General features: G+C 69.9%; 22 protein-coding genes and 1 pseudogene. 6 read left to right on the top strand and 17 right to left on the bottom strand.

The annotated features are described in order from the left end of the window. The 9 genes from GA0115254_RS23915 to GA0115254_RS23875 form a co-directional block, all read right to left on the bottom strand. Positions 1-1,317, bottom strand: coding sequence for a sensor histidine kinase (locus GA0115254_RS23915; RefSeq protein ID WP_093897327.1), 1,317 nt, complete (start codon positions 1,315-1,317; stop codon positions 1-3). Between the two features lie 51 nt (positions 1,318-1,368). Continuing rightward, a complete protein-coding gene (locus tag GA0115254_RS23910) occupies positions 1,369-2,256 on the bottom strand; it encodes a DUF5936 domain-containing protein (RefSeq protein ID WP_093897326.1) in 888 nt (295 codons plus the stop codon). A gap of 14 nt (positions 2,257-2,270) precedes the next feature. Then, positions 2,271-3,209, bottom strand: coding sequence for a type II secretion system F family protein (locus tag GA0115254_RS23905; RefSeq protein WP_093897325.1), 939 nt, complete (start codon positions 3,207-3,209; stop codon positions 2,271-2,273). Between the two features lie 10 nt (positions 3,210-3,219). After that, the gene (locus GA0115254_RS23900) at positions 3,220-4,557 is read right to left on the bottom strand and encodes a CpaF family protein (protein WP_093897324.1); all 1,338 of its coding nucleotides are present in this window, start codon (positions 4,555-4,557) and stop codon (positions 3,220-3,222) included. A gap of 59 nt (positions 4,558-4,616) precedes the next feature. Then, positions 4,617-5,015 carry a TadE family protein gene (locus GA0115254_RS23895; RefSeq protein ID WP_370740933.1) on the bottom strand — a complete coding sequence of 133 codons (399 nt, stop codon included), beginning with the start codon at positions 5,013-5,015 and terminating at the stop codon, positions 4,617-4,619. Next, positions 5,012-5,479 carry a TadE family protein gene (locus tag GA0115254_RS23890; protein ID WP_093897322.1) on the bottom strand — a complete coding sequence of 156 codons (468 nt, stop codon included), beginning with the start codon at positions 5,477-5,479 and terminating at the stop codon, positions 5,012-5,014. Before GA0115254_RS23890 ends, GA0115254_RS23895 begins: the two co-directional genes overlap by 4 nt. A gap of 15 nt (positions 5,480-5,494) precedes the next feature. Next, entirely contained in the window at positions 5,495-6,781 is a 1,287-nt protein-coding gene (locus tag GA0115254_RS23885; protein WP_093897321.1) for a CpaE/TadZ family protein, read from the bottom strand. A gap of 7 nt (positions 6,782-6,788) precedes the next feature. Beyond that, positions 6,789-7,496, bottom strand: a complete 708-nt coding sequence (gene cpaB, locus GA0115254_RS23880) for a Flp pilus assembly protein CpaB (protein WP_093897320.1) — start codon at positions 7,494-7,496, stop codon at positions 6,789-6,791. Positions 7,497-7,571: 75 nt separating this feature from the next. After that, on the bottom strand, positions 7,572-8,438 hold the full coding sequence (locus tag GA0115254_RS23875; protein ID WP_093897319.1) for a hypothetical protein: 867 nt from the start codon (positions 8,436-8,438) through the stop codon (positions 7,572-7,574). Positions 8,439-9,202: 764 nt separating this feature from the next. Here GA0115254_RS23875 and GA0115254_RS23870 point away from each other — a divergent pair. Then, positions 9,203-10,864, top strand: a complete 1,662-nt coding sequence (locus tag GA0115254_RS23870) for a chitinase (protein WP_093897337.1) — start codon at positions 9,203-9,205, stop codon at positions 10,862-10,864. Positions 10,865-11,041: 177 nt separating this feature from the next. Then, positions 11,042-13,159: a serine/threonine-protein kinase gene (locus GA0115254_RS23865; RefSeq protein ID WP_093897318.1), complete on the top strand. Its 2,118-nt coding sequence runs from the start codon at positions 11,042-11,044 to the stop codon at positions 13,157-13,159. A gap of 73 nt (positions 13,160-13,232) precedes the next feature. Here GA0115254_RS23865 and GA0115254_RS23860 read toward each other — a convergent pair whose 3' ends face one another. The 3 genes from GA0115254_RS23860 to GA0115254_RS23850 form a co-directional block, all read right to left on the bottom strand. Beyond that, the gene (locus GA0115254_RS23860) at positions 13,233-13,643 is read right to left on the bottom strand and encodes a RidA family protein (RefSeq protein WP_093897317.1); all 411 of its coding nucleotides are present in this window, start codon (positions 13,641-13,643) and stop codon (positions 13,233-13,235) included. 6 nt (positions 13,644-13,649) lie between these two features. Continuing rightward, positions 13,650-14,408 carry an IclR family transcriptional regulator gene (locus GA0115254_RS23855; protein ID WP_093897316.1) on the bottom strand — a complete coding sequence of 253 codons (759 nt, stop codon included), beginning with the start codon at positions 14,406-14,408 and terminating at the stop codon, positions 13,650-13,652. A gap of 73 nt (positions 14,409-14,481) precedes the next feature. Continuing rightward, complete coding sequence (locus GA0115254_RS23850; protein WP_093897315.1) at positions 14,482-15,534, bottom strand: sugar kinase; 1,053 nt, start codon at positions 15,532-15,534, stop codon at positions 14,482-14,484. 195 nt (positions 15,535-15,729) lie between these two features. Here GA0115254_RS23850 and GA0115254_RS23845 point away from each other — a divergent pair, with 195 nt between their 5' ends. Further along, complete coding sequence (locus GA0115254_RS23845) at positions 15,730-17,019, top strand: amino acid deaminase (RefSeq protein ID WP_256102745.1); 1,290 nt, start codon at positions 15,730-15,732, stop codon at positions 17,017-17,019. 98 nt (positions 17,020-17,117) lie between these two features. Next, on the top strand, positions 17,118-18,746 hold the full coding sequence (locus GA0115254_RS23840) for an N-acyl-D-amino-acid deacylase family protein (RefSeq protein WP_093897313.1): 1,629 nt from the start codon (positions 17,118-17,120) through the stop codon (positions 18,744-18,746). Here the strand turns inward: GA0115254_RS23840 and GA0115254_RS23835 are convergent. Then, positions 18,741-19,592: a siderophore-interacting protein gene (locus GA0115254_RS23835; protein WP_093897312.1), complete on the bottom strand. Its 852-nt coding sequence runs from the start codon at positions 19,590-19,592 to the stop codon at positions 18,741-18,743. The two genes, GA0115254_RS23840 and GA0115254_RS23835, sit on opposite strands and share 6 nt — an antisense overlap. An 84-nt stretch (positions 19,593-19,676) precedes the next feature. Here GA0115254_RS23835 and GA0115254_RS23830 point away from each other — a divergent pair, with 84 nt between their 5' ends. Further along, positions 19,677-20,498 carry a TetR/AcrR family transcriptional regulator gene (locus tag GA0115254_RS23830; RefSeq protein ID WP_093897311.1) on the top strand — a complete coding sequence of 274 codons (822 nt, stop codon included), beginning with the start codon at positions 19,677-19,679 and terminating at the stop codon, positions 20,496-20,498. 66 nt (positions 20,499-20,564) lie between these two features. On the opposite strand, the gene GA0115254_RS23825 is transcribed toward GA0115254_RS23830, so the two are convergent. The 4 genes and pseudogenes from GA0115254_RS23825 to GA0115254_RS23810 all read right to left on the bottom strand — a co-directional run bounded on the left by GA0115254_RS23825 (position 20,565) and on the right by GA0115254_RS23810 (position 25,309). Next, positions 20,565-21,425, bottom strand: coding sequence for a S1 family peptidase (locus tag GA0115254_RS23825; RefSeq protein WP_093897310.1), 861 nt, complete (start codon positions 21,423-21,425; stop codon positions 20,565-20,567). A 158-nt stretch (positions 21,426-21,583) separates the two neighbouring features. Beyond that, entirely contained in the window at positions 21,584-22,450 is an 867-nt protein-coding gene (locus GA0115254_RS23820; RefSeq protein WP_093897336.1) for an AraC family transcriptional regulator, read from the bottom strand. 96 nt (positions 22,451-22,546) lie between these two features. Continuing rightward, positions 22,547-23,344: pseudogene (locus GA0115254_RS23815) on the bottom strand (DUF3626 domain-containing protein); the annotation flags it as partial. A 99-nt stretch (positions 23,345-23,443) separates the two neighbouring features. After that, on the bottom strand, positions 23,444-25,309 hold the full coding sequence (locus tag GA0115254_RS23810) for a SpoIIE family protein phosphatase (protein ID WP_093897335.1): 1,866 nt from the start codon (positions 25,307-25,309) through the stop codon (positions 23,444-23,446). A 165-nt stretch (positions 25,310-25,474) separates the two neighbouring features. On the opposite strand from GA0115254_RS23810, the gene GA0115254_RS23805 reads away from it, so the two are divergent. After that, a partial coding sequence (locus GA0115254_RS23805) for a HAMP domain-containing protein (RefSeq protein ID WP_176740262.1) occupies positions 25,475-26,279 on the top strand: 805 nt, incomplete at its 3' end.

The raw sequence follows: 26,279 nt of genomic DNA, 5'->3' as shown, positions 1-26,279 counted from the left end.
TCAGTTGGGTTGCTGCGTATCGAGAGCGGTACTGAGAGCGGCGATCGGAAGTTCCAGGCGCACTTCGGTGCCCTTGGCCGCCTGGCCCTTTCCAATGCGGATGCGGGCGCCGATGGATGCGGCGCGTTCGACCATGCCGACGAGGCCGAAGTGCCCGGCGTGCCGGAGATCGTCGAGCGTCGTGCCTGCGGGCAGGCCACGCCCGTCGTCATACACGCTGACGCGCAGGACATCGCCCTTCACGCCTGCGAGCACGACGAGGTAGGTGGGTTGGGCGTGGCGGTGGGCGTTCTCCATCGCTTCGGAAGCGACGGTGAGCAACTGGCGGGCGACGACCTGGGGGACGTGCGGGATCGGCGCGTCGTTGAGGAGTCGGAAGGTGGCCGTGAGTGCGTGACGTCGAGTGAAGTCGTTTGCACGCGCCCGGAGTTCACGCACTACGTCCACGCCGCCGTCGAGTCCGGACTCGCGGCGCAGGTCGGAGAGGAGCTCGCGGGACTCCGCGGCGGCACGGCGGGCGGCGCGGGCGACCAGTTCGGCCTGGTGCTTGACGGTGAGCGGGTCCATCCGGTCGGACGAACCGGCCAGGCCGTCGGCGGCCAGCGCCAGACCGTGCAGGGTCTTGGCGACCGAGTCATGCATCTCTCTCGCCAGCCGTGTGCGCTCGCCCTCCACGGCCTCGTTGACAGCGAGGCGGGCCCTGGTCTCGGTGAGGGCCTGACTTGCCGTCCCGAAGCGGAGGAGCAGATTACGCAGGGTGACACCGACGGCGCCCGCGATGATGCAGAAGCCCGGGAGGAGGAGCGCCGTGGCGTCGGCGGGCTGCAGTTTCGGGTCGGTTCCGTACACGCCGAGGACGATGACGGTCTGCAGTGCGGCGAAGACCGCCGCGCCCCGCCAGCCGTAGACGAGACCGGCCAGCAGCGGAGTGCACACAGTGACGTATGCGAGGGTGGACTCGGGGGAGGCGGTGATCAGCAGCAGGGCACCGAAAAAGGCGTCTATGCCGAGCAGCCAGGGGTGGCGCAGGAGTACGGGACCAAAGCGTTCCCAGTCGCGGAACAGGACGTACGAGCCCATGAAGGTGACGAGGATGGCCGAGCCGATCAGCCAGGAGGCCAGGCCCGAGGCCGTGTGGCCGATTGCGAACGGTGTGGCTATGGCGATCATCGCGAGCCGGAAGCCGAAGACCTGTCGGCACATCGCCTGAAGCGCGTTCAGCTGGATCGCGAACGCCGGGCGCGATCCAGGGTCAGCAATCGCCTGGCGCACCTCCGCGTTCAGTCCGGTCTGAGAACTGCTGAGTTGGAACGACATGTGTCTGTCACCTCCTCTGCCCCGTCCTGCCCGCAGCCCGTCTCGTTCACGTCATCCGCCCGTGAGGAAGCTGAAGTCGACGTTGGCTCCGTAGACGAAGCCCACTGTCAGCAGCACCAGTGTTCCGGGAAGCAGGAAAGTCGTGACCGCGAAGGTCGCCTTGGGGACGGCTCTGGCGGCCTTCCGGCGGGCGTTCTGGGCGTCGGTACGTCGCATGTCGTTGGCGATCTGGATCAGCGTCTCGACAATCGGCGCACCGAGCTCCTCGCCCTGCTGGAGCGTGGTCACGAACATCGCCACCTGCTCCGAGTCATTGCGCTTGCGTAGCTGCTCGAAGGCCTCGCGGCGGCTGACGCCCATGTCCATCTGGCGGAGCGTGATCCGCAGTTCGTCGGCCCAGGGACCCTCGTACTTCTCGGCAACGCGTGCGAGAGCCTGACGGAAACCGAGGCCCGCGGAGACAACGACGGCGAGCACGTCGAGGAAGTCGGGGAGGGTCCGGTCGATGTGGTCGCGCCGGACGCGGACCGCCGACCAGAGGCCGACCTCGACCCAGAACAGTCCGAAGGCGATCAGCACCATGGAGAGGAAAAGCTGCCCACGGATGATCATCGTGAATGCACCGAGCAGACCGAGGCCGCCGTAGACGGCTCGGCGGGCGGCATAGCGGTCGATGGTCAGACCGCCCGGATTGCCTGCCAGGTCGATCTGGCGGCGCTTCTTGTTGACGGCCTTGGGGCCCATCATCCGCAGGACTGAGGGGGCCCAGCGCATACCGAGACGGTCAATGCCGGAGCCGACCGCGCTGGTGCGGGTGGAGCCGACTTCCAAGGCGATCGCGAGATCGCCGGGGAGCTTGGCGTCGGCCCGGTACATGCGGATACCGGCGATGGCGCCGTACACCGCGAGGCCCATGAGGCCGGCGAGCAGCAGGTCCATGTTTCCCCCGCTCATCAGACGTCGATCCGGGACATGCGGCGGATCACGATGAATCCGATCGTGTACAGGGTGATGGAGATGACCACGGCGACCTGGCCGATGAAAGCCCCGGTCATGCGGTCGAGTGCGCCAGGCATGACCGCGTTCATCAGGAGCATGGCGCCCAGGCCGAAGATGGGGACGGCGTAGGCGGTGACAGTGACCTGGGAGAGCTGGGTCTTGACCTCGCGCCGGGTCTCCTTGCGCTCCTCCAGCGTCTCGGTGAGGTTGCGCAGGGAGCTGACGACCGTACCGCCGGCTCGGTTGGACAGGACGAGAGTGGTCACGAGGACGACGAGCTCGCGGGAGGGCAGCCGGTCGGTCAGCTCGCTCAGTGCGTCGTCGAGCGGTTCACCGACGGCGAGACGGCGGGAGACCCGGGCCAGTTCCTCGCCTGCCGGGTCCTCCATCTCGTCGGCCGCCATGCTGATGGACGTACGCAGCGCGAGGCCTGCCTGGGTGGCGTTGGCGAGGATACGGGCGAGCTCGGGGAGCTGGTTGATGAAGCGTTCGGTGCGTTTGGTCCGCTGCCAGTTCAGGAAGGCGTTGGTGCCCCAGAGGCCGATGAGGGCGGCGACCGGGCCGAAGAAGCTGGCGAGCAACGACGAGGCAATCATCCATAGGCCGGCCATGGCGGCGAGCGCGTAGACGAAGAACTCGCCCGGTGTGATGTCGAGGCCGGTGGCGGCCAGCTTCAGTTCGAGTTTCCGGCCCAGGCCGGTCTTGCGCAGCCTGGCGTCGAGGCCCCGGAAGCGGCGGTGACGCCCCATCTCCGGGATGTGACCTGTGTGCGAAAGGCGGTCCACCAGGGCGTCCCGGTCGGCCTTGCCGCCGGAGTAGGCGTGCAGGCCCGTGACGCCCGTGACGCCGGCGAGCAGCGTGACGCCAATGGTGAGAAGAGGGAGATTCGTCATGGCACGGTACCTAGTTGGCCTCTCGGGTGGCGAGCTGTTCGGCGGAATCGGCGACCCCGAAGGCCTGCGGGATGGGCTGGCTGGCCATGTAGAGACGCTCGGCGATCTTGCGCGGGAGCGGGAGGTAGTTGAACTCGCCGTTGATCCGCCCCTCGGCGTCCATCGGCTGGGCGTCGAACCGGGCGACGGTCACGATGCGGTAGGGATCGCGGCCGTGCGAGTCGAGGACGGCGATCTCGGTGATCTTGCGGGAACCGTCGGCGTGTCGGGTGAGCTGGACGATGACGTCGACGGCGCTGTTGATCTGGTCGTGCAGCGCCTCGAACGGGATCTTGATCTCTGACATCGAGGCCAGAGTCTGCAGACGCATGAGCGCGTCCTCGGCGTTGTTGGCGTGGACGGTGGCGAGCGAGCCGTCGTGACCGGTCGACATCGCCTGGAGCATGTCGAGCGATTCACCACCACGGACCTCACCGACGACGATGCGGTCGGGACGCATACGCAGGGAGTTGCGGACCAGGTCACGGATGGTGATCTGGCCCTTCCCCTCGACGTTCGCCGGACGGGACTCCAACCGGATCACATGGCTCTGCTGGAGCTGGAGCTCGGCGGAGTCCTCGATGGTGACGATGCGCTCGCTGTCGGGGATGAGGCCGGAGAGAGCGTTGAGGAGCGTCGTCTTCCCGGTACCGGTGGCGCCGGAGACGATGACGTTCAACTTGGCCTGGACGAGTCCGGAGAGCAGGATCAGCATCTGCTCGTCGAGCGAGCCGACGTTGATCATCTCCTGGAGCGTGAAGGCCCTCGGGAATCGTCGGATGGTGAGCGTGGCGCCGGTCAGCGACAGTGGCGGAATGATCACATTGACACGCTCGCCACTGGGTAGACGCGCGTCAACCATGGGGTTCTGCTCGTCGACACGGCGGTTGACGGTCGACACGATGCGCTCGATGGTCTGCATCAGCTGCTCGTGCGAACTGAAGCGCATCGGGAGCTGTTCGACCTTGCCGCTGCGCTCGACGAAGATCTGGTCCGGTCCGTTCACCATGATTTCGGTGATGGACGCGTCTTCGAGGAGTGGTTCCAGAATGCCGAGTCCAAGGGCCTCATCGACGACCCGGCGGATCAGCTGGGTGCGTTCGACGGTCGAGAGGACCGGACCCTCGCGGCTGATGATGTGGCTGAGTACGCGCTCCAGTCGCGCCCGCCGGTCTGCGGCGGCGAGCGAGGACATCTCGGCCAAGTCGATCTCTTCGAGCAGCTTGGCGCGGTAGGTGGCCACCATGTGGCTGTCCTCCCGCGCCCCGCCGTGCTTCTCGGGGGCGGTCATGCGTGCCCGCAGACTCATTCCGTAACTCCTCGCTCAGAAAAAACTGTGGTGCCCCGGTCGTGCGGTGTGGGCACCCGTCACCTTCGCGGCATGGTGGAACTGCGCCTGGCCCAGCCCCAGTCGTCGATGCCGGGCACGACGGAGGGAATCTTCACCCGAGTGGTGTAGGTCACTTTGCCGGACCCGGAGTCGCGGCTGAACCGCGAATTCCTGTAGCTGCCGAGCCAGTCGCTCATCGCCTCGCGGCCTGCCCTCACGGGATCTCCGTGCGACACGTCTTGGCTGGCGGTACGCGCCGCCGCGCGGGCACCGGTGCCCGCCTGGTTGACGGCGTACGCGGCGACCCCCAGCTGGATCGTGAGAAGACCCACCAGAAGCATCAGCGGAATGAAGCCCATGTACTCAATGGCGACCTGGCCGCGCTCCCGGCGGGAGACAACAGCTGTCCGGCCTGGTGTGTGCGTACGCATGCTCATCGCTCGGCCTCCAGCGGCGACGCGGCGTTGCCCTCGACGGTCATCGGCCAGTTGAGTACACCAGGCACCAGGACCGGTACACGCAGCTTCACCGTGGCCTTGTACAACCCGGACGAGTCATCGCACGTGGTCCGCTTCATCGACTCCCGCCACGCCTTCGGCAGGCCCCTCTCAGCCGCTTCCCGGCATGCCCACCCCCGCGAGCCCTCCGAGATGGCCCCCTGGTGCGCCGCCTCATCCGCCGAGTTCCCCGCCAAGGAGAACGTGTAGCCGATCAGCACGCACTGCCAGAGCGCGACCGCCAGCAGGATGATCAGCGGTGTGACGCCGAGGAACTCGATCGCGGTCTGGCCGCGGTCGCGCCCCCGACCGAAGAGGCGGACGCGGATTCCACCCCGCGTCGGAGCGGCGTCACCGTAACGCCTTCCCCGTATCTCCGTGTCTTTCGTCTCGGTAAGTGCCATTGGTCAACTTGCCCCCTAGGTCGTCGGCCGGTTCCGGGAGTCGCCGTCGCGGTCGCGTCGGCGCCCGATCGAACCTCGGTCGTTCTTGAACTTCGCACCGCTCTTCGCGCCGCTCTTCTCCGCCTTGTCAGGAACCTTCACGATGCCCAGCTCGCCCGCAAGGGCCCAGAGGGCCTGTTTGACGGTGCTCTTGGAGTCGAGTTCATGCAGCCGGCCTGCGTCGACGACGCTCTGGAGTTCCTTGAAGTTTGCGGGAACGGCCGTGTTGGCCGTCCGGGTCCCGGTGATCTTCTCGATCAGCTGCGGCTGGATCTCGGTGTTGCGGATGAACCGGTTGACGACGGTGACCGTCTCCTCCGCCTTGCGGATCTGGAGCCGGTCCCACATCCGTACGAGGCGTTTGGCACCGCGTACCGCGATCACATCAGGTGTCGTGACCAGCAGCGCCGAGTCGGCCATCTCGATGGCCGCGGCGCTCGCTCCCTGGAGCTGGCTGCCGCAGTCGATGACCACGACCTCGTAGCGCGAACGCAGGGCGCTGACGATCTGCCGGGCCGACCGGTCGCTGACCTCCTCGGCGCTCTCGCCCTCACTGGGGGCCAGCAGCAGTGCGAGGCCGGTGCCGTGGCTGAACACGGCGTCGGACAGGACACGCGGCGAGATGTCGGTGATCGCCGACAGGTCGACGATGGAGCGCCGGAACTGCACATCGAGGTAGGAGCCGATGTCGCCGGCCTGGAGGTCCAGGTCGACCAGGGCGACGGTACGTCCGGACGCCTGGGCCGCCAGGGCGAGTTGTACGGCGGTGACGGTGGCGCCGACGCCGCCCTTGGCGCCGCTGACCGTGATGACCGTACCGCCGGGGCCGGTGAAGACATCGGCCCCGGTGCTCAGGTGGCGGCGGACGCCGACGGACCACTGGGCGGCGGACTGGATCCGGTTGGCCAGCTCCTCGTAACTCAGGGGCAGGGTGATGACACCGCGCGCCCCCGACTCCATCGCGGACGCGAACAGACCGGGCGTGACATCGGCGGTGATCAGCACGACCCCGATGGCGGGGAAGCGCAGGGAGACCTCCCGGATCAGTTCCAGTGCCGGCACCGGACCGATCCGCTCGTGGACCAGCACCACCTCGGGCAGCTCGTCGAGCGATTCGCCCGCGAGGCGGGCGAGGGTGTCGATGAGCTGGGTCGAGTCGCTGACCGGAGCACCCGGTTCCGCGTCGGGGAGCTGGCTGAGCAGGGTGGTGACGGATCTGGCCGCGTCGACGTCACCGACGGCCGGGAGGATCCTGGTGGTCATTCGATCCTCACTTGTCCTTGTCGAGCGTGTAGGTGCGGTCGCCCGGACGGATGGTGGCGTCGCTGCCGGAGGCGAGGAGCGCGAGGCGTACGTGCTCGGCAAAGGACTCGGCGTAGGCGATGCGCTGGGTGTCGAGCGTGTTGAGCGCGAAGGTGATCGGGACGGCCTCGGTGCCCATGTTGGACTTGCCGTCCCGGTTCGGCTCCAGAGCGGTCAGCTTGCCGACGTCCAGCACCTTGGCGTTGGAGACGATGACCTTGGACTGGGAGGGGTCGCCGTCGCGCTCACCGGCGAAGGTGGCGTAGATGTTGACCGTGGCACCGGGGGTGATCTTGCCCGCGACGCCGGTCGCGGCGTCGATCATGATGGCGATCTCCTGCTCCCCGGGCTGCAGTTCGGGGCGCTTCTGCATCATGTCGGACTGGAGCAGCGAGCCCTTGCGCAGCTGGGTGACGGCGATCTTGCCGTTCACCTCGGAGAGGTCGGTCACCGCGTTGGTGGAGAGCCAGCGCTTCGGCATCGAGATCTTCTCGAACTGGCCGGACGACAGGGTGGTATAGGGCGCCACATCGGATTTCAGCTGGTAGGCCGAGACCTCGGGGCCGACCTTGGAGTTGACATCGCTGATCACCGAGAGCACGCCGGCGAAGGCGCCGAAGGCGCACAGAACCGACAAAAGCAGGAGTATCACGCCGCGGCGCTGGCGGGAGTTCATGGGCCGGACAACCTCGTTCGAATCGGATGCGTGGGGCAGCGGACAGGAGGGCGTCTACGGAGGAAAGCGGAAGCGCTAGGACTGCGGTGGTGCGGGCGCTCCCTGGCTGAGGACACCGGCGGAGTGCATTCGGTTCTCTGCTGCGGGTAGCGGGGAGGAGCAGAACCCGCAGCGGTCACCGATGAGGTCCATTCCGCACCAGTGGCAGTTCTCGCGACGTACGGAGGCCACCAGTTGGTACAGGATGGAGATGTCTGGAAGATAGGCAGCGAATTCAACCAGTTTTCCGGTTCCCCACCATGCCGGGGAATCGGACGGAAGCGCGGCCTCATGAATGGACTGGACCTGCCACGCGGGTGCCAGGGTCTGCTTCACCCACTCGGACTGCGACTGCCCTTTGGCGATCATCAGGTGCGTGGCGAATTCCGGGCCGGTCGGTGGGTCCGCCTTCGGGCCGACCTTGACGAGCTGCGGTTCCGGACCCGCGACCACGGCGAACTGGGAGCCCGGGACCCACGACTTGGCGTGTGTCCTGAGGTCGACCGGGACCCGGTCGAACTTGGTGACGGAGTTCAGCAGGGCGCCCGCGTGGATGTAGTGAGACAGCAGCCGGGCGGCGGAGGCGACCACTCCCGGGCTGAAGTCACAGATGGACAACTGGCGGAGCTGCCTGACGAGTACGGCGACGCCCAAGGGGGGGAGGTCCACCTTGAGCAGGGCGATGCGGTCGCTCTCCAGAACGGAACGTACGGAGTAGAGCCGGCGTTCATGGGCGGGCGCGATGCCGGTCGGGTACACGGCGACGACGTAGCCGTGCTGTTCGAGCAGCACGTGCATGTCACCGATGGCCATCTCCAACGCCTGGGCGTCGGGAGCCTGCAGCAGGGCTGCTGTCGGTGTCTGCTGGTCGGTCGGAGGTAGTACCAAGTCAGCACTGGTCACTGCTATTGCGGTCGGCACGCTGTTCCCCGTTTCGGCTCCGGCCAGACGACGGTCATGACGTCGGCCGCAATCGCTCCTGCTCCGCGGTTCTGCCTCAGCACTTTATCCACGTCTTACCTGGCAGAGAACACTTTTCGGAGGTCAGTACGACAACCTGTGTGAGCCGCCTGCACAACATCTCCATGCTAAATCGGACCAAATCGAAAATCGTTAACTCCTGTACCACTGCGGAGTGTTACGAATCCACCTTCCGATTACCTGCGGCCCGGAATTCATCTCCGCACGTCAGGCCGGATGCGAAACCTGCCGCACGGGGCCCCGACGGGGCCGGATCGTCACTGTCCGAGCATCTGGGCCACGTCACCCGCACGAGGGGCGAGCATGCTCAACAAATCGTCAATTCTTTGGGGGCCAACGGCCGTTGCGGAACCCCTGAACGGTCGTTCACGGGTGGCCGACAGGGCGGCCGCGGGGCGCTCCGGCGAGCACGGACCGGACAGCCGGCAGTGCCAGAGGTCTTGACAACTCGATTGGTCTGGACCAACTTATCGGCCAGCGGTGACCACCGTCGTTCAACTGCACTCCCTCTTCATCTCCGCGCCACCCCCAGGACGGCCCGGGTACCGCCGGTCAACCCCGCCGGCTCTTCCCAGGTACCCGGTCCGGCATCCCCAACTCCCCCACGGAGGCAGCAAGTGGAACCTTCCCCCGTCAGCGTCCACAGAACCCGCAGGCGCCACACCCGGCCGTTCCTCGGCGGAGCCATGGCCGTCCTCGCAGCCGGCGCGCTGACCGCCACCGGTCTCGCCGGCAACGCCGAGGCCGCCGATGTCAACGTCGCCAAGAACGCGGGCTTCGAGTCGGGGCTCGCCAACTGGACCTGCTCCGGCGGCAGCGGCACCACCGTCTCCTCCCCCGTGCACGGTGGCACCGCCGCCCTCAAGGCCACCCCGGCCGGCCAGGACAACGCGAAGTGCACCCAGACCGTGGCCGTGAAGCCCGACTCGACGTACACGCTCAGCTCCTGGGTGCAGGGCGGGTACGCGTACATCGGCGCGAGCGGTACCGGGACCACCGACGTGTCGACCTGGTCCCCCGGCTCCAGCAGCTGGACCCAGCTCACCACCGGTTTCAGAACCGGCCCGAACACCACCTCGGTCACGGTGTACACGCACGGCTGGTACGGGCAGGCCGCCTACCTGGCGGACGACATCTCGGTCAGCGGTCCCGACGGCGGTGGCGGCACCGACCCCGCGCCGGAGATCCCCGCAGCGCCCGCCGGTCTCACCGTCGGCGCGACCACGCCCTCCTCCATCGCCCTGTCCTGGAACGCGGTGTCCGGCGCGACCGGCTACACCGTCTACAAGGACGGCGCGAAGGTCACCACGTCCACCGGGACCTCCGCCACGATCACGGGTCTGGCGGCCGACACGGCGTACCGGTTCGCGGTGACCGCCACCAACGCGGCCGGTGAGTCCGTCAAGTCCGCGACGGTCAGCGGCCGTACGGCCCAGTCGGGCGGCGGCAACCCCGGTACCTCGGTGCCCAAGCACGCGGTGACCGGCTACTGGCAGAACTTCAACAACGGCGCCACCGTGCAGAAGCTCAGCGACGTGCCCGCGAACTACGACATCATCGCGGTCTCCTTCGCCGACGCCACGACCACGCCGGGCGCCGTCACCTTCAACCTGGACACGGCGGGCCTGAACGGCTACACCGTCGACCAGTTCAAGGCCGACATCAAGGCGAAGCAGGCGGCCGGGAAGAACGTCATCATCTCGGTCGGCGGTGAGAAGGGGTCCGTCTCGGTCAACAGCGACGCCTCCGCAACCAACTTCGCCGACTCGGTCTACTCGCTCATCCAGGAGTACGGCTTCAATGGCGTCGACATCGACCTGGAGAACGGTCTCAACTCCACGTACATGACGAAGGCGTTGCGCTCGCTGTCGCAGAAGGCGGGCTCCGGACTCGTCATCACGATGGCGCCGCAGACCATCGACATGCAGTCCACCTCGGGTGAGTACTTCAAGACGGCGCTCGGCATCAAGGACATCCTGACCGTCGTCAACATGCAGTACTACAACAGCGGTTCGATGCTCGGCTGCGACGGCAAGGTCTACTCGCAGGGCTCGGTGGACTTCCTGACCGCGCTCGCCTGCATCCAGCTGGAGGGCGGCCTCGACCCGTCCCAGGTCGGCCTCGGTGTCCCCGCCTCCACCAGCGGCGCGGGCAGCGGCTACGTCTCGCCGTCGATCGTGAACGCGGCCCTGGACTGCCTGGCCGTCGGCACCAACTGCGGCACGTTCAAGCCCGCGAAGACCTACCCCGGTCTCCGTGGTGCGATGACCTGGTCGACCAACTGGGACGCCAAGTCGGGCAACGCCTGGTCGAACGCGGTGGCCCCGCACGTGCACGGCCTGCCGTAACCACCGTCCGGCCATCAGTGACCAGCAGCGCCGCCGCTCCCCCGGCGGCGCTGCTGCATGCGTCCCGGGCCTGTCCCGAACCCGGGCGCGCCTGTCCGGGACAGGTCCGACCCATGGCCTCGTGGGCGCCCGCGTGCCACCGTGGTGGGGGCACGGAGGTGCGACAGGGGGAGTGACATGGCCGGGGCGCGGGTTCAGGCGCTGGGCGCGGACGATCCGGCGGTGCTCGGGCCCTACCGGCTGATCGGGCGGCTGGCCTCCGGCGGCATGGGGCGGATCTACCTGGCCCGGAGCGACGGCGGGCAGGGCCCCGGGGAACTCGGCCGGGGAACCGGGGGCGCCGGTGGGCTCGTCGCGGTGAAGACGCTGCTCGCCGAGGGGGACGTCAGCGATGTCGACCGGCGGCGGTTCGCCCGGGAGGTGACCCTCGCGCAACGGGTCGACAGCGCGCACACCGCGCGGGTACGGGACGCCGACCCGGGCGCCGAGCGGCCCTGGATGGCCATCGACTACATCGCCGCTCCCCCGCTCTCCGAACTGGTGCGCACCTGCGGGGTGTTGCCCGCATCGGCCGTGCGATGGGCGGCGGCCGGCACCGCGGAGGCACTGGTCACCCTCCACCGGGAGGGCATCGTGCATCGGGACGTGAAGCCGCAGAACGTTCTGCTGCCGCTCGACGGCCCCCGGCTGATCGACTTCGGCATATCCCATGCCAGCGACCTCACCCGCACCAGTCTCACCCTGGGCACCATCGCGTTCACCTCGCCCGAGCAGGCGCGCGGCGAGCCGTCCACGGCCGCCTCGGACGTGTACTCGCTGGGCGCGACCCTGTTCCTGTTGGCCACCGGGCGGCCGCCGTACCGCGCGGACGGCGACACCCTGCGCCTGCTCGCCCGGGTCCAGCGCGGCGAACTCGACCTCGACGGGCTGCCGAAGGAACTCGTCCCGACGATCCGCCCCTGCCTGGCCACCGACCCGGCCCGACGCCCCACGCCCGCGGATCTGCTCGGCCGGTTCCGGGCGGACCAGGCCGGGATGCCGGCGACGCACAGCGGCAGTCGCTGGCTGCCGCCGCGCTGGACGGCGCTGATCGGGGAGTACGCGGCCCAGGGCCGGGACCTCGCGCGCACGAACCGGATCGAACCGGAAGCCCCGACCGTCGACCAGCGCACGAGCGTGGTGCCGCCGCCGAACACCACCCGGATGTACACCGAGGAGCGCGAGGCGCACCTGCGGCGGCTGCGGGAACGCGCCGCGCGGGAGCGGCAGCGCGCCGCGGAGGAGCACGAGCGGGCCGAGCGGGAACGCGCGGAGAAGCGGGCCGAACGAGAGCGGCAGCGCGCCGCCGAGGAGCACGAGCGGGCCGAGCGGGAACGGGCGGAGAAGCGGGCCGAACGGGAACGGGCCGCCCGAGTGGCAGCGGCGGAGAAGGAACGAGCCGAGAAGGAACGGGCGGAGAAGGAACGGGCCGAGCGTGAGCGCGCGCAGGGACGGGCCCGGGCGGGCTCCTCCCAGGCGGGTTCCGCGCAGTCGTCGGCACGCACTCCGCCGCGCCCCCCACGTACAGCGGCCGGAGCCACAGCCGGCCCGACACCCGCTCCCGCTCCCACTCCCGTCAAGAAGAAGTCCTCCGACGGCTGGTTGATCATCCCGCTTCTCATCATCGGACTCTTCCTCTGGAACAGTTGCGAGTCCGACACCGGCAGCAGCACGAGCAGTGGCAGCACAAGCACCAGCAGTGGCAGCAGCCAGTACCAGTACACCCCGCCGCCCTCCCCGACCCCTGACGCGCGCGATGTCGCCTTCCGTTCGGTGTCCGGCGGCGACTGCCTCACCGCGTACGACGACGGCTACGACGCGTGGTCGACCCGGACCCCGGAGACGGTGGACTGCGATGCCGCCAACGCCTACCTCATGGTGACCTCGACGCATCGCGGCATCGCCATGACGGACTGTCCGACCGACCTCGGCGAGTGGTACTGGTACCACGCCGGATCACGGTCGGCGTTCAGCACCACCCTCTGTGTGTCACGCCAGTTCCGCAAGGGCGAGTGCTTCGTGGCGAAGGCCGACGGCGACACGATGACGAAAGCGCGGCTGATGACCGTCTGGGACTGTGGCAAGGACACCGTGCCCAAGGGGTACAACAGGATTCTTCAGATCACCGATCTCTACCGGGGTCAGAAGTCGTACCGGAACGGCTACTGCTCGCAGTCCCGGTACGACCAGGAGCGCTACTGGATCTACACCGTGCACGACGGGAAAATGGCTGTCTGCACCAAGGCGGTCGACTGACCGGCCGTCACCCCGTCGGCGACGGCTGTGGGGGTGATGCGGTGGAGCGGGTGCGGCAAGTGGATCAGCTGGTTCAGCCGAGGACCGCGAGCGCGTCGATCTCGATCAGCAGGCCCTTGGGGAGGCCGACGTAGACCGTCGTACGGGCGGCGGGGGCCGCCTTGAGGTTCTGCTCGCCGAAGTAGGCGTTGTAGATCTCGTTCATCTCGGCGAAGTGGTCCACGTCCGTGAGGTAGACGCGCATCATCATCACGTCGTCCCAGCTCGCGCCGCCCTCCTCCAGGATCGCCTTGACGTTGGCGAAGGTCTGGAGGGTCTGCTCGCGCAGCGTCGGACCGGCGGGGGTCGGGGCCTGGCCCTCGACTGCGGGGAGGAAGCCGACCTGGCCGGCGACCTGGAGGATGTTCCCCTTCTTCACGCCGTGCGAGAACTTCGCGGGCGGCGTGGTGTGGGTGCTCGGGGTGAGGGCGATCTTCTCGGTCATGGCTGTTCAGGCTTTCTTGGGTTGGTTGGTGCCGGAGTACTCCCGGCTGATGGTGTCGGCGGTGCGGCGCACCAGGGGGAGCAGGGTGAGGAGTTCCTCGGCCGTGACGACGACGTTGGGTGCGGAGACCGACATCGCGGCGACGACCCGCCCGTCCGCGCCCCGGATGGGGGCGCCGATGCAGTTGATGGACTCCTCGTGGCCGCCGAGGTCGGTGGCCCAGCCCTGTTCGCGGACGACGGCGAGTTCCTTGAGGAAGGCACCGGCGTTCGGGGTCGAACGGGACGTGTACATGGGGTAGTCGAGCTTCTCGGCGATGGCGCGCCGCTCGGGCTCGGTGAGATCGGCGAGGAGCAGCTTCGCGACGGCGGCGACGGTGATCGCGACGGGCTTGCCGATCCGCGAGTACATCCGGACCGGGTAGCGGCTCTCGACCTTGTCGATGTAGAGGACCTCGTGTTCCTCGTACACCGCGAGATGCACGGTGTGGCCGCAGCTCTCGTTGAGTTCGACGAGGTGGGGGTGGGCGATCTCCCGTACGTCGAGGTTCTCGACGGCCTCCTGCGCGAGCGCGAAGAGGCGGGCGCCGAGGCGGTAGCGCTGGTCCTGCTGGCGGTAGACGAGTCCGTGCTCGTGGAGCGTACGGAGCAGGCGCAGCGCGGTGGACTTGTGGACGCCGAGCCGCTCGGCGACCTGCCCGAGGTCGGCGGGTCCCTGGGCGAGAAGCGGCAGGATGCTCAGCGCCCGGTCGACGGTCTGGCTCATGCGCGTGCCTCGCTGCCCTCGGCCCGGTCTTCGCCCGGGACGCCCCTCTGGTCTGTTCGCTCGCTGCGCGCGCTCACGTCGTACGTACCTCCTGGTCGTCCCCCGTCCACCCGGGGCCGAGACGAAGTCTCCCCCAGGCGTCGTCGCCCAGTGCGGCAAGGGCGTCGGCATGAGCGCGGGCCGCAGGGGCGGTGAGGTCGCCGGGGACGGTGAGGACGGCGGCGGCCATGAGGTGGCCGTGCCGGATGCGGTCGCGTACGGGGAGGCCGCGGAGGGTGGCGGAGAGGAATCCGGCGGCGAAGGCGTCGCCGGCGCCGACGGGGGCGACGACGTCGACCCGGAGGGCGGGGACGGCGGTGACGTCGTCGGCCTCGCCCGCGTCGCAGAAGACCGTCGCCCCCTCGGGCCCGCGCTTCACGACCAGTACCTCCGGCTCCGGCAATGCCGCGCGAATCGCCTCCGCGCCCTTCACTCCCCATGCCTCCTCCGCCTCGTCCTCGCCGACGAAGACCAGGTCGGAGCGGCGGGCCAGGTCCAGGAGCACCTCGGGGGCCGCGTCGGCGTCGCGCCACAGGCCCGGCCGGTGGTTGACGTCGAAGGAGATCAGCGGGCGACCGGGCCGGGGAGCGGTCAGGTCGTGGAGCAGGGCCAGGCAGTCGGCGGAGAGCGCCGCCGTGATGCCGGACAGATGCAGGACGCGGCCCGCGAACAGCGCGTCGTGCGGGACGTTGTCCGGGGACATCGCGGAGGCGGCGGACCCTGCCCGGTAGTACGCGACCTCGTGGACATCGGTGGCCCGGTCCGTCGCCGTACGGAAGTAGATCCCGGTGGGCCGCGCCGGATCGCGCTGCACGGCGGAGGTGTCGACCCCGTAGCCGGTGACCGCCTCGACGAGATGGTCCCCGAACCCGTCCGCACCGACCCTGCTGACCCAGGCCGCCCGGTGCCCGGCGGCGGCGAGCGCGCAGGCGACATTGGACTCGGCGCCGCCGATACCGCGGCCGAAGGAGGGTACGTCGGCGAGGCGTCCGGGCTGCGACGGCAGGAACGTCACCATGGACTCGCCGAGGCACACGACTTCGGCGGCCGTGGCGGCGTCGGCGGTCCTGGCCGGGGTTCCGGACACTCGGGGCTCCTCGCGGGTCGGCTGGTTCGGTGATCCGGCGGATGTGGCGGGTGCGCCGGGGCAGTGGTTCGGGGTGGTGCGGCGCCGGCTCTCGGCATTGACCCGGCGTCGGCTCGGATGTTAGACAGCGTTAAGCGATATGCGCAATGGGTGTTGCATATGCTGCAACGAACACTTCGATCGAGGAGGCCCCCCTTGGCCGCCGACCGTCCTGTGGCCGGACTTGCCGACGAGCTGGTCGACCACCGCTTCAAGGCGCTCCCGCCCGACGCGGAGGGCCTGACCGTCGGCGCCCTCGCCGCCGAGCGACGCAATCTCTTCACGGGCGGTTTCACCACCCCGGTGCTCGCCCTGTCCGCCGAGTCGGTCGAGCACAACCTCGCCCTGCTGGAGACGTACGCGGAGCGCCACGGGCTCGCCTTCGCACCGCACGGCAAGACCTCCATGTCCCCGCAGCTCTTCGCCCGCCAGCTGGAGCACGGCGCCTGGGGCATCAGTGCGGCCGTGCCGCACCAGGCGCGGGTCTACCGGGCGTACGGGATCCGGCGGATCTTCCTCGCCAACGAGCTCGTGGACGCCGCGGCCCTGCGCTGGCTGGCCGGTGAGCTGGACTCCGATCCGGACTTCCGCTTCATCTGTTACGTCGACTCGGTGCGCGGCGTGGAGCTGATGGACGAGGCGCTGCGGGCGGCGGGCGCCGCCCGCCCCGTGGACGTCGTCGTGGAGCTGGGCGCGGGCGAGGGCGCGCGTACGGGTGCCCGTACCGAGGCCGCGTGCGCGGCGGTCGCCGATGCGGTGACCGCTGCCTCGACGCTGCGTCTGGTGGGCGTGGCCGGTTACGAGGGCGAGGTGCCGGACGCGTCCGGCGAGCGGGTGCGGGAGTGGCTGCGCCGGCTCGTCGCACTGGCCGTCGCCTTCGACCGCGCGGGCCGGTTCGCGGCGTCCGCGGCCGACGAGGGGATCGTGATCAGCGCGGGCGGCAGTGCGTGGTTCGACGCGGTGGCGGACGTGTTCGCCCAGATCCCGGAACTCTCCGGTCCGGTGCTCAAGCTGCTGCGCTCGGGGGCGTACGTCTCGCACGACGACGGCCACTACCGTCACCTCACCCCGTTCAACCGCGTCCCGGAGGAGGGGGCCCTGCAGCCCGCCTTCCGGCTCTGGGCCCAGGTCGTCTCCCGCCCCTCCCCCGAGCAGGCGTTCCTCAACGCGGGCAAGCGGGACGCGGCGTACGACCTCGACCTCCCGCAGGCACAGGTCGTGCGGTCCGGCCGCGACGGCTCGGTCCGGCCCGCGAAGGGTGTCGCGGTCAGCGGTCTGTCGGACCAGCACACATGGGTGCGTACGGAGCCGGGCGCGGAGCTGGAGGTGGGTGACTGGGTGGGGATGGGTCTGTCGCACCCGTGCACGAGCTTCGACAAGTGGCAGCTGATTCCCCTGGTGGAGGCGGACGGCACGGTCACGGATTACATCCGCACGTTCTTCTGACCCCTGCCCGTCCCTCCCCGTAACCGGGGGCTGCGCCCCCGGCCCCCCGCTCCTCGATCGCCGGAGCGGCTTGATCCTGGCGAAAGGCGGCCCACCCCATGGACCTGGTCATCCGTAACGCACACGTCGTCGACGGCACCGGCACCCCCGCCCACCGCGCAGACGTGGCCATCGGCGACGGCCGGATCGTCGAGATCCACCCCGAACACGCACCCGGCCCGCGTCCCACCGGCCGCCGCACCCTCGACGCCGACGGACTCGCCCTCTCCCCCGGCTTCATCGACATGCACGCGCACAGCGATCTCGCGCTGCTCCGCGACCCCGACCACAGCGCCAAGGCCGCGCAGGGCGTCACGCTCGAAGTCCTCGGCCAGGACGGCCTGTCGTACGCCCCGGCCGACGACCGCACGCTCGCCGAGGTGCGCAGGACGATCACCGGCTGGAACGGCGACGGTTCGGACCTCGACTTCGACTGGCGGACGGTCGGCGAATACCTGGACCGCCTGGACCGCAACTTCGACGGCCGGGGCATCGCGGTCAACGCCGCCTACCTCGTCCCGCAGGGCACGGTCCGGATGTACGCGATGGGCTGGGAGGACCGCCCGGCCACCGACGCCGAGCTGACCCGGATGAAGGAGCTCGTCGCCCAGGGCATGGCGGACGGCGCGGTCGGCATGTCCTCCGGCCTCACGTACACACCCGGCATGTACGCCAACGACGCCGAACTCACCGAACTGTGCCGGGTGGTGGCCGGGTACGGCGGCTACTACTGCCCGCACCACCGCTCGTACGGGGCGGGCGCGCTCGGCGCGTACGAGGAGATGGTGCAGCTCACCGGGAACGCGGGCTGCGCCCTCCACCTCGCCCACGCCACCATGAACTTCGGCGTGAACAAGGGCAGGGCACCGGACCTCCTCGCCCTGCTCGACGACGCCCTCGACGCGGGCGCGGACATCTCCCTCGACACCTACCCGTACACGCCGGGCTGCACGACCCTCGTCGCGATGCTGCCGAGCTGGGCGAGCGAGGGCGGACCCGAATCGATCCTCACCCGCCTCGCGGACGACAGGGCGGCGGAGCGCATCCGGCACCACCTGGAGGTGCTGGGCTCGGACGGCTGCCACGGCGTGCCGATCGAGTGGGACACGATCGAGATCTCGGGCGTCGGCGCCCCCGGCCTCGCCGGCCATGTCGGCCGTACGGTGGCCGAGTCCGCCCGTCTGCGCGGCGAGGCCCCCTGGGTGACCGCACGCCGGCTGCTCATCGAGGACCGGCTCGGCTCCACGATCCTCCAGCACGTGGGCCACGAGGAGAACGTCCAGCAGATCATGCGCCACCGTGTGCACACCGGCGGCAGCGACGGCATTCTCCAGGGCGCCAAGCCGCACCCGCGCGCGTACGGCACGTTCCCACAGTATCTCGGCCGGTACGTACGGGAGTTGGGCATCCTGTCACTGGAGGAGTGCGTCGCCCACCTCACCTCCCGCCCGGCGAAGCGACTGCGTCTGACCGACCGGGGACACGTACGCGAGGGCTACCGCGCGGACCTGGTCCTCTTCGACCCGGCGACGGTGGCGGCGGGCTCCACGTTCGAGGAGCCGCGTACGTTGCCGACCGGCATCCCGCATGTGCTGATCGACGGCCGCTTCGTCATCGAGGACGGCCGCCGGACCCAGGTACTGGCGGGGAAGGCGGTGCGGGGCGGGGGGCGCGTCCAGGGCCTATGAGGTCTCCGGGCCCTCGGCCGCACGCTCCTTCGCCCAGGCCAGGTCCTCCTCGGTCGGGGCGTCGTCCTGGGTGAGGCTCGTGCGCCAGTAGCCGCTGAACTCCACGGCGGCCCTGGGCAGTCCGCGCTCCTCGACCAGGTGCCGGCGCAGGGTCCGCACCGCCCCGGCCTCGCCGGCCAGCCACGCCGCACCGGACCCGGCGGGCAGTCCGGCGCCCCTCACCGCGTCCGTCAACGTCTCGCCCCGGTCCCGGTGCACCCAGTGGACGGTCACCTCGCCGGGCGAGTCGAGCACCTGCTGCTCCGCCTCGTCGGCCACCTCGGCGTACACCACCGCCCGCGCCCCGGCCGGGAGGGACTCCAGGAGCGTCCCGATCGCCGGGAGCGCCGTCTCGTCCCCGGCCAGCAGCAGCCAGTCGGCGGCGGGCAGCGGCCGGGCGTACATCGACGACGGGCCGACCATGCCGAGGACGTCCCCGGGGCGCGCGTCCCGGCCCCAGCGGGCGGCGGGTCCTTCGTCGCCGTGGAGCACGAAGTCGACGGCCATCAGGCCGAGCCGTCGGTCGTACCCGCGAACCGTGAAGCTCCGCATCAGCGGACGTTCGGGCTCGGGGATCGCGAGGTAGGCCTCGTACCACCGCATGCCGTACGTGTCGTCGGCGTCCGGCTCCGGCAGCCGGGGCGCACTCTGCCCCTCCCGCGGGAAGCAGAGCTTCATCTGCTGGTCGGGCCGGTCCTCCATGAGCTCCGCCAGCGCGTCCCCGGCGAAGGTGATGCGCGCCGTCCGCGGAGTGATCCGCTCCACGCCCACGACCCGTACGAACGACACGGGCAATGCCTGCCCCATCGCGGCACCCACTCTCTGCGACTGATAGTTTATGCCGTAAGGAATTACCTCGGCGAAGTTACTTTATGACGTAAGGAGTCGCAAGTGGTGGTCTTTGCCGGACAGGGCGACGCCCGCCGTTCGATGTCCCTGCTGTGGCGCGCCGCGCAGCCGGCGCAGCCGCGCCGCGGCCCCGGACCGGGCCCCAGGCCGGGGCTGAGCGTGGACGCGATCGTGACCGCCGCGATCGCCGTCGCCGACGAGGACGGCATGGCCGCGCTCTCGATGCGCGCGGTGGGCGAGCGGCTGGGCCGTACGGCGATGGCGCTCTACACGTACGTCCCCAGCAAGAGCGAGCTGCTGGACCTGATGTATGACGCCGTCCACGCCGAGCTGCCCACCCAGTACGCCGACACCGACAACTGGCGTGCGGATCTGACCGATTGGGCACGGGACACGCTCGCGTTCCTCCTCCGCCACCCCTGGGTGCTCCAGGTCTCCCAGGCCCGCCCGGTCCTCGGCCCGCACGAGTACACCGGCCTGGACACGCTCGTACGCCTGCTGAACGGAACCGGGCTCGACGCCCCGCTGCTGCGGCGGCTGGTCGGCACGCTGACCCACTTCGTCCGCGGCTGCGCCGGGACGGTCGCCGAGGCGCGGCAGGCCGCGGCGGTCACGGGCGAGTCGGACGAGGAGTGGTGGTTCGCCCGCTCGGCGCTGCTGGGCGAGGTGGCGCCCGACTTCGCGGACCGCTGTCCGAGCCTGAGCGCGATGGAGAGCGAGGGCACCCCGCAGCCGCCGCCCTCCGCCCCCGGCGAGGAGGCGATGCCGTACCTGGAGCGCGAGGCGCGGGAGACGTTCGCCGTCGGACTCGATGTGCTGCTCGACGGGATCGAGGCGGCGATCCGGCGTACGGGCACGCCGTGAGCCCACGCGCGCGTCGCCGCCGCGACACCCGACGGGGCAGTCGCGACGGCGACGGGGCTCACAGAGTCACGGCTTGGGCAGGGCACACCCGGGCCGGCTGAGGTCGAACTTGTTGCCGGCGCCGATGCACGGCACGATGCCGTAGGTCTCCTGGGCGTAGTTGATGCCCTGGCGCACCGTCACATTGCCGCTCTCGTCGACCTCGCACGGGTTGTTGTCCGTGCACTGCTGCCCGTCCTCGTTGCCGGTGTTGTTGACGGCGACGACCTTGCCGGTCGCGTTGTCGATCACCGGGGAGCCGGACGTACCACCGATGGTCTGGCAGGCGGAGGTGTAGCGGACCGAGTCCTTCCAGGTCCACGCACCCTCCTTGAGGCGGTAGACGAAACCGTCCACATTGCAGGCGTACGTGCGCTTCCAGTAACCGGAGACCACCGTGATCGCGGTGCCCTGGACCGGGTGCGCGGTGTTGAGCTCCAGCGCCTTGATGCCGTAGCTGCTCTCGATCTGGGCGTAGGTGCGGGTGAGTTGGTACACCGATATGTCGGTGTCGGTCATCGTCCCGTACGCGATCTTGCTCGCCCGCAGGGTGCCGACCCCGCTGCCCGAGGCGTTCAGCAGGGTGAAGCTACGGGTGGACGGCTGGTCGAACACGACCTCGCCCGGCCCCGGGAATCCCGACTCCATGCAGTGCCCGTTGGAGAGCACGAGCGCGGGGTCGGAGGGCTGGGAGTCGGGCGTACGGACGACGGAGCCGGAACAGTTGCTGAGCGCGACGGTCCCGGCGAAGTTGACCGCCTTGGGCCTGAGCTCCGTCTGGACGGTGCCGGTCGCTGCCGCATCGTGGCCGGCGGCCGCGGTCGCGGGTGCGATTCCCGCCCCGAGCAGCAGAACGGTGAAGAGCGCGCCGACGAGAGGCTTCTTCATGTGGGGGTCCCCTCCAGTACCTGTGCGGGGCCCGAGCGGCCCCTGCCACCGAAGTTCCTTCGGTTTTGACATGCGCATGTTGGCGCACGGCAGGGGCCCCCACAAGGGGCGGTTTCAAGCCGCCGGGTCTCAAGCCGTCCGGCCCGTGCCACCCGGTCTCAGGCCGTGGTCCGCTCCACCGGGATCCAGAGCTCCGCCTCGGCCTGTCCGCCGTCCTGCGACACCCGGGTGCGCAGGATCTCGGGACCGGGCCTGCTCCGGTACGGATTGGACGGGAACCACTGGGTGAACACATCCCGCCACAGGTACTGAAGTGCCTGCGGGAAGGGCCCGGAGTTCTCGAAGACGGCCCAGGTGCCCGCCGGGACCACCAGTGCGTCCAGGTCCTCGGGCACGGCCCCGCCGGTCACCACGGCGTGGTAGTAGTCGAGTTCGGTCCCCTCCGCCCGGCTGTCGTCGAGGTTGTCGCTCACCGAGACGATTCCCTCCGGTTCCTGGTCGGACAGCTCCGCGATGCGCCGCACCGTCTCCTGTCCGATGCCCCGGATGAACTCGGCGATGGCCGGGTTCACCCCCTCGTGCACGAGCGGAACCCGCGCCTTCCTCCCGACCACACGGAACTCCTCCTTCTCCACGATCCGGTACCGCATGCTGCTGCTCCCTTCGACCACGAGGTGGAAGGACATCCGGGGCTGGGACCGCAGAGCCGCACCGGTCCGTCTGGCCTCGCCGGGGCCGACGCCGTGCATGGCCCGGAACGCCCGCGCGAACGCCTCGCCCGAGGTGTAGCCGTGACGCACCGCGATCTCCAGCAGCGTCCGCTCCCCGGCCAGCACCTCGGCACCCGCGAGCGTCAGCCGCCGGCGCCGGATGTATTCCGACAGGGGCATCCCGGCCAACGCCGAGAACATCCGCCGGAAGTGGTACTCCGACGTCAGCGCGATCCGCGCCGGCTCGGCCGCGTCGATCCGCTGATCGAGGTGGCACTCGATGTGCTCCATGGCCTGGTTCAGCCGCTCCAGCACCCCGGACTCCTTCCCTTGACGAGCACTCACGTTAGGAAGCACGCACCCCGGCGGACCCGACATTCCGTGCCCGGATCGGTCGGGTCGGGTCGGGTGCGGCGGTGCGCCGAAGCGGGCGAGGCAGTGCCAGACCATCTTGAGCGACTGCGGATCGTACCGGCCGGTGCGGGCCGCGTCTCCGATGATGCGGGGGTCGAGCATGCCGTCCTGTGCGATGTCGGCGCCGAGATCGACGAACTCCGCACCGCGGTAGTCGGGGTGCCGCCGCAACTGCTCCACGGTCAGCCGGAATCCGGCGTGCCACTCCGTACGGCAGGGGAGCCGGCGGGCCGCCTCCTCGACGGGTGTGGACCGGTAGCCGGGGTCCAGCACCAACGCCTCGACATGGCGGTCGAGGAGGACCGGGCCATGGATCTGCGCCTCGATGTAGTCGTCGATCATGTCCCGGTCGTCGGCCTCGGCCAGCTCGATGAGGTGCGTACCGGACGCGACGCCGAAGTCCGTCGGCTCGGCAGCGCTGTCCGGGTAGCAGAACGTGGCACGCGGGAGCGTGTCCGCGGTCAGCCGGAAGTGCGAGGACCCGAACCTCGGTGCCGCGCCGACGGCTCTGCGACGGAAGTTCAACGCCCCGTACACCGGCCGCTGTTCGGCGGGCGCGTCGTCGTACGCACCGCCGAAGATCCGGCTCTCCCAGCGCCACCGGTCACCGCCCGGATGCGCGGTCAGGCCGCCGTTGCCGGTGCCGGTGACGAACTGCGAACGGTAGACACCGTCCTCGGCCAGCCGGACCAGGATCGGCCGGCCGCCCGCCATCCGGTCGGGATGGAAGTTCAGCGTCAGGGGCAGGGTGGGGTCGAGCGGCCTGCCCGCGGACCGGGACTCGACATGGCTCAGGGCCCGCGCCTGCGGTGACGGGTATGAGGCTGCGTTCACCGGCGCAGTGTGCCGGAGCGCGGTTCGCCACCGCACCCGGATTGCGGCCGGCCGCCGGTATCAGGCCTTGTCCGCCCAGGTCGACGTCCAGGTTCGCCGCTCACAGGAGTCCCCCGCCACCGCTTGCAGCACCAGTACCGAGAGGTCGTCCTCAAGTGGCCCCACCCCGAAGTCGTGCGCCGCGCGCCGTACATGCTCCGCAAGGGCCTTCGCGCCCAGCCCCATACCCTGCCGGAGCACATCGGCCAGACCGTCGTTGTCGTCCAACTGCCAGTTGCCGCAACGCCGTTCGGTGACACCGTCGGTCACGCACAACAACGTCTCGCCGGGCGCGAGGTCGAAGGTGCCGGCCCGGAATTCAGCACCCTCATCGATGCCGAGCAGCATCTGGGGTTCGGAGGCCGGCTCCACCCTGCCGTCGGCGAACAGGTGCAGCGGCGGGGGATGACCTGCGCTGGCGACCGTACAGCGGGCTCCGGCCACGCCCGGGTCGACCGTCAGCTCCCCGTACAGCAGGCTCAGGAAGCGGGAGCCCGTCAGCTCGGCGCCGAGGGCGAACGCCTCGGCGCTCTCTTCCGCCATGGCGACGTTCAGCCGGCCGAGCACCGACTCGACGCCATGCCCCTCGCGCGCCAGCAGCCTCACCAGATGCCGGGCCAGGCCGGTGACGGACATCGCCTCCGGGTCCTTTCCCTGCACGTCCCCGAGCAGGAAGCACCAGTGGTCCTCACCCATCGGGAAGATGTCGTAGAAGTCGCCGCCGACGGTCTGGCCCTCGCCGTGCGGCTCGTAGACGATCGCCGTGTCGACGCCGGCGATCGTGGCCAGCGCCGCCGGCAGCTGCCTGCGCTGGAGCGCGGCGCTGATCCTGCGCTGTCGGGTGTACTGGCGGGCGGTGAAGACGGCCTGCGCGACCCTGCGGGCCACGTCCTGCACCATCCGCACCACGGTGTCGGTCATGTGCGGCTGCCCGGCCCGGCCGAGCAGCAGTACGCCCTGGTCGGTGTCGCGGACGGCAAGCGGGAAGGCGAACGCCGACCCGCCCGCGCGGTCGGCGCCGGCGCTCTCCGGCCACGGCCAGGGCGTACCCCCGGTACGGAGCGCGGCGGGCGGCGGAATCCGTTCCAGTTCCTCGCGCAGCGGAGCGATGCGCTGCTCGTCGGCATGCCAGACCCGGGACAGTTGCAGGCCCCTCCCCGGCGTGCTGAGCCAGATGCCGCACCAGTCCGCGAGCCGGGGTACGAGCATCTGGGCCGCGAGCGCGGTGACCATGGCCTCGTCGAGCTGGCCCGCCAGGAGTTCACTGGTCTCGGCGAGGAACGACGGGCCGCCGCGGTCGGCCCACTCGGGGGCGTACCCGTGGGCTTGCGCCGGATGTGCGGGGGGCCCTGCGTCACGGGACCGTGCGTCACCACCGGGCTCGGAGAAGGCCGGAACTGTCGCAGGTGTCCGACTCTCCACGACCTCCAGCCGGAACCAGACCCGCTTCTCCGCCCGCCGGTAGGTCACGCCCCAGGACTCCGAGAGCGCGTTCACCAGCTGGAGGCCGTAGCCGGGCTCACCGTGCCGGGTGTCCACTCCACCGCGTACCCCTCTGGAGGGGTGACGGTCCACGACCTCCACGACGACGCCCACCCGGGTGGCCGGGTTCCGCTCCAGGCGGCAGATCACGTCGATATCGGTGCCGGCGTACATGACGGCATTGGTGACCAGTTCACTGACGAGCAGGACGGCGTCGTCGACGAGCCCCTCGATCTCCTCGGGTACCGGCACCGGAGCAGAGGCCGCGCCCGTATCGGGAGCCGCATCGGTGGCCGATGCCTCTCCCCCGTGCCCGTCCGCGAGCGCCGCCGTCCACCCGTGGAGCGCCGCACACACGAATTCCCGCGCCCGGGCGGCCGCCAGCTGGTTCGCCGACAGACCCATCCTGGACACGGACTGACTCGCGTGCACGGACAACGGGATCACCGTTCCTCCCGTATGCACCAAATACGCACGAGAAAGAGTGCTTTCGTGCGCTTTATACTATGACATGCGTCACTGAATGAACCTCTGGTGAGCACCGATGGATCTTGGGCGGAGGGTGTTTCCATGGCACTGGCCCCGGCGCGGCCCGGCACGCAGTCAGACGGCGAGTGGGTTCGTACGAGCGATCTGCGCCCGTTGCTCGCCGCGATGAAGACCCTGTGCGACGGTGATTTCACGGCGCGAGTGGAGGACCCGGAGGAACGGGGCGGAGCCACCCTGCCGGACGGGGTGCCGGCCGAAATGGCCGGGGTGTTCCAGCAGATCGTTGCGCGGAACGCGCATCTCGCCTCGGAGCTCCAGCGGGTACGCCACGAGATCATCCGACAGGGACGGCTGGACGAGCGGATCTCGGCGAGTCCCGGCTCGGGGACCTGGACGACGAACATCGAGGCCGCCAATACGGTGCTCGAAGCGCTGGTGGTGCCCGTCGCCAAGGCCACCCGGGTGCTCGACGCCGTCGCGGACGGCGATCTGACCCAGCACGTCGATCTGCACGACGGAAGCCGCCAGCTCCGCGGCGACCTGCGGCGCCTGGGCATCGGCGTGAACCGCATGGTGGACCAGCTCTCCCTCTTCACCGGTGAGGTGACCCGGGTCGCCCGCGAGGTCGGCACCGAGGGCCGTCTCGGCGGCCGGGCGAAGGCGCAGGGACTGTCGGGCGACTGGCTCCATGTGACCGAAGCGGTCAATACGATGGCGTCCCGGCTCACGGCCCAGGTGCGGGACATCGCGGTCGTGACGACGGCGGTGGCCCGCGGCGACCTGACGCAGCAGGTGACGGTCGAAGCCACCGGCGAGCTGCTGGAGCTGAAGCTCACGGTCAACACCATGGTCGACCAGCTGCGGGCGTTCGCCGACGAGGTGACCA

The organism is Streptomyces sp. Ncost-T10-10d (assembly GCF_900091955.1).
Lineage (GTDB): Bacteria > Actinomycetota > Actinomycetes > Streptomycetales > Streptomycetaceae > Streptomyces.
Note: the sequence above shows the minus strand (reverse complement) of the source record. Positions and strands in the feature narration are given on the sequence as shown.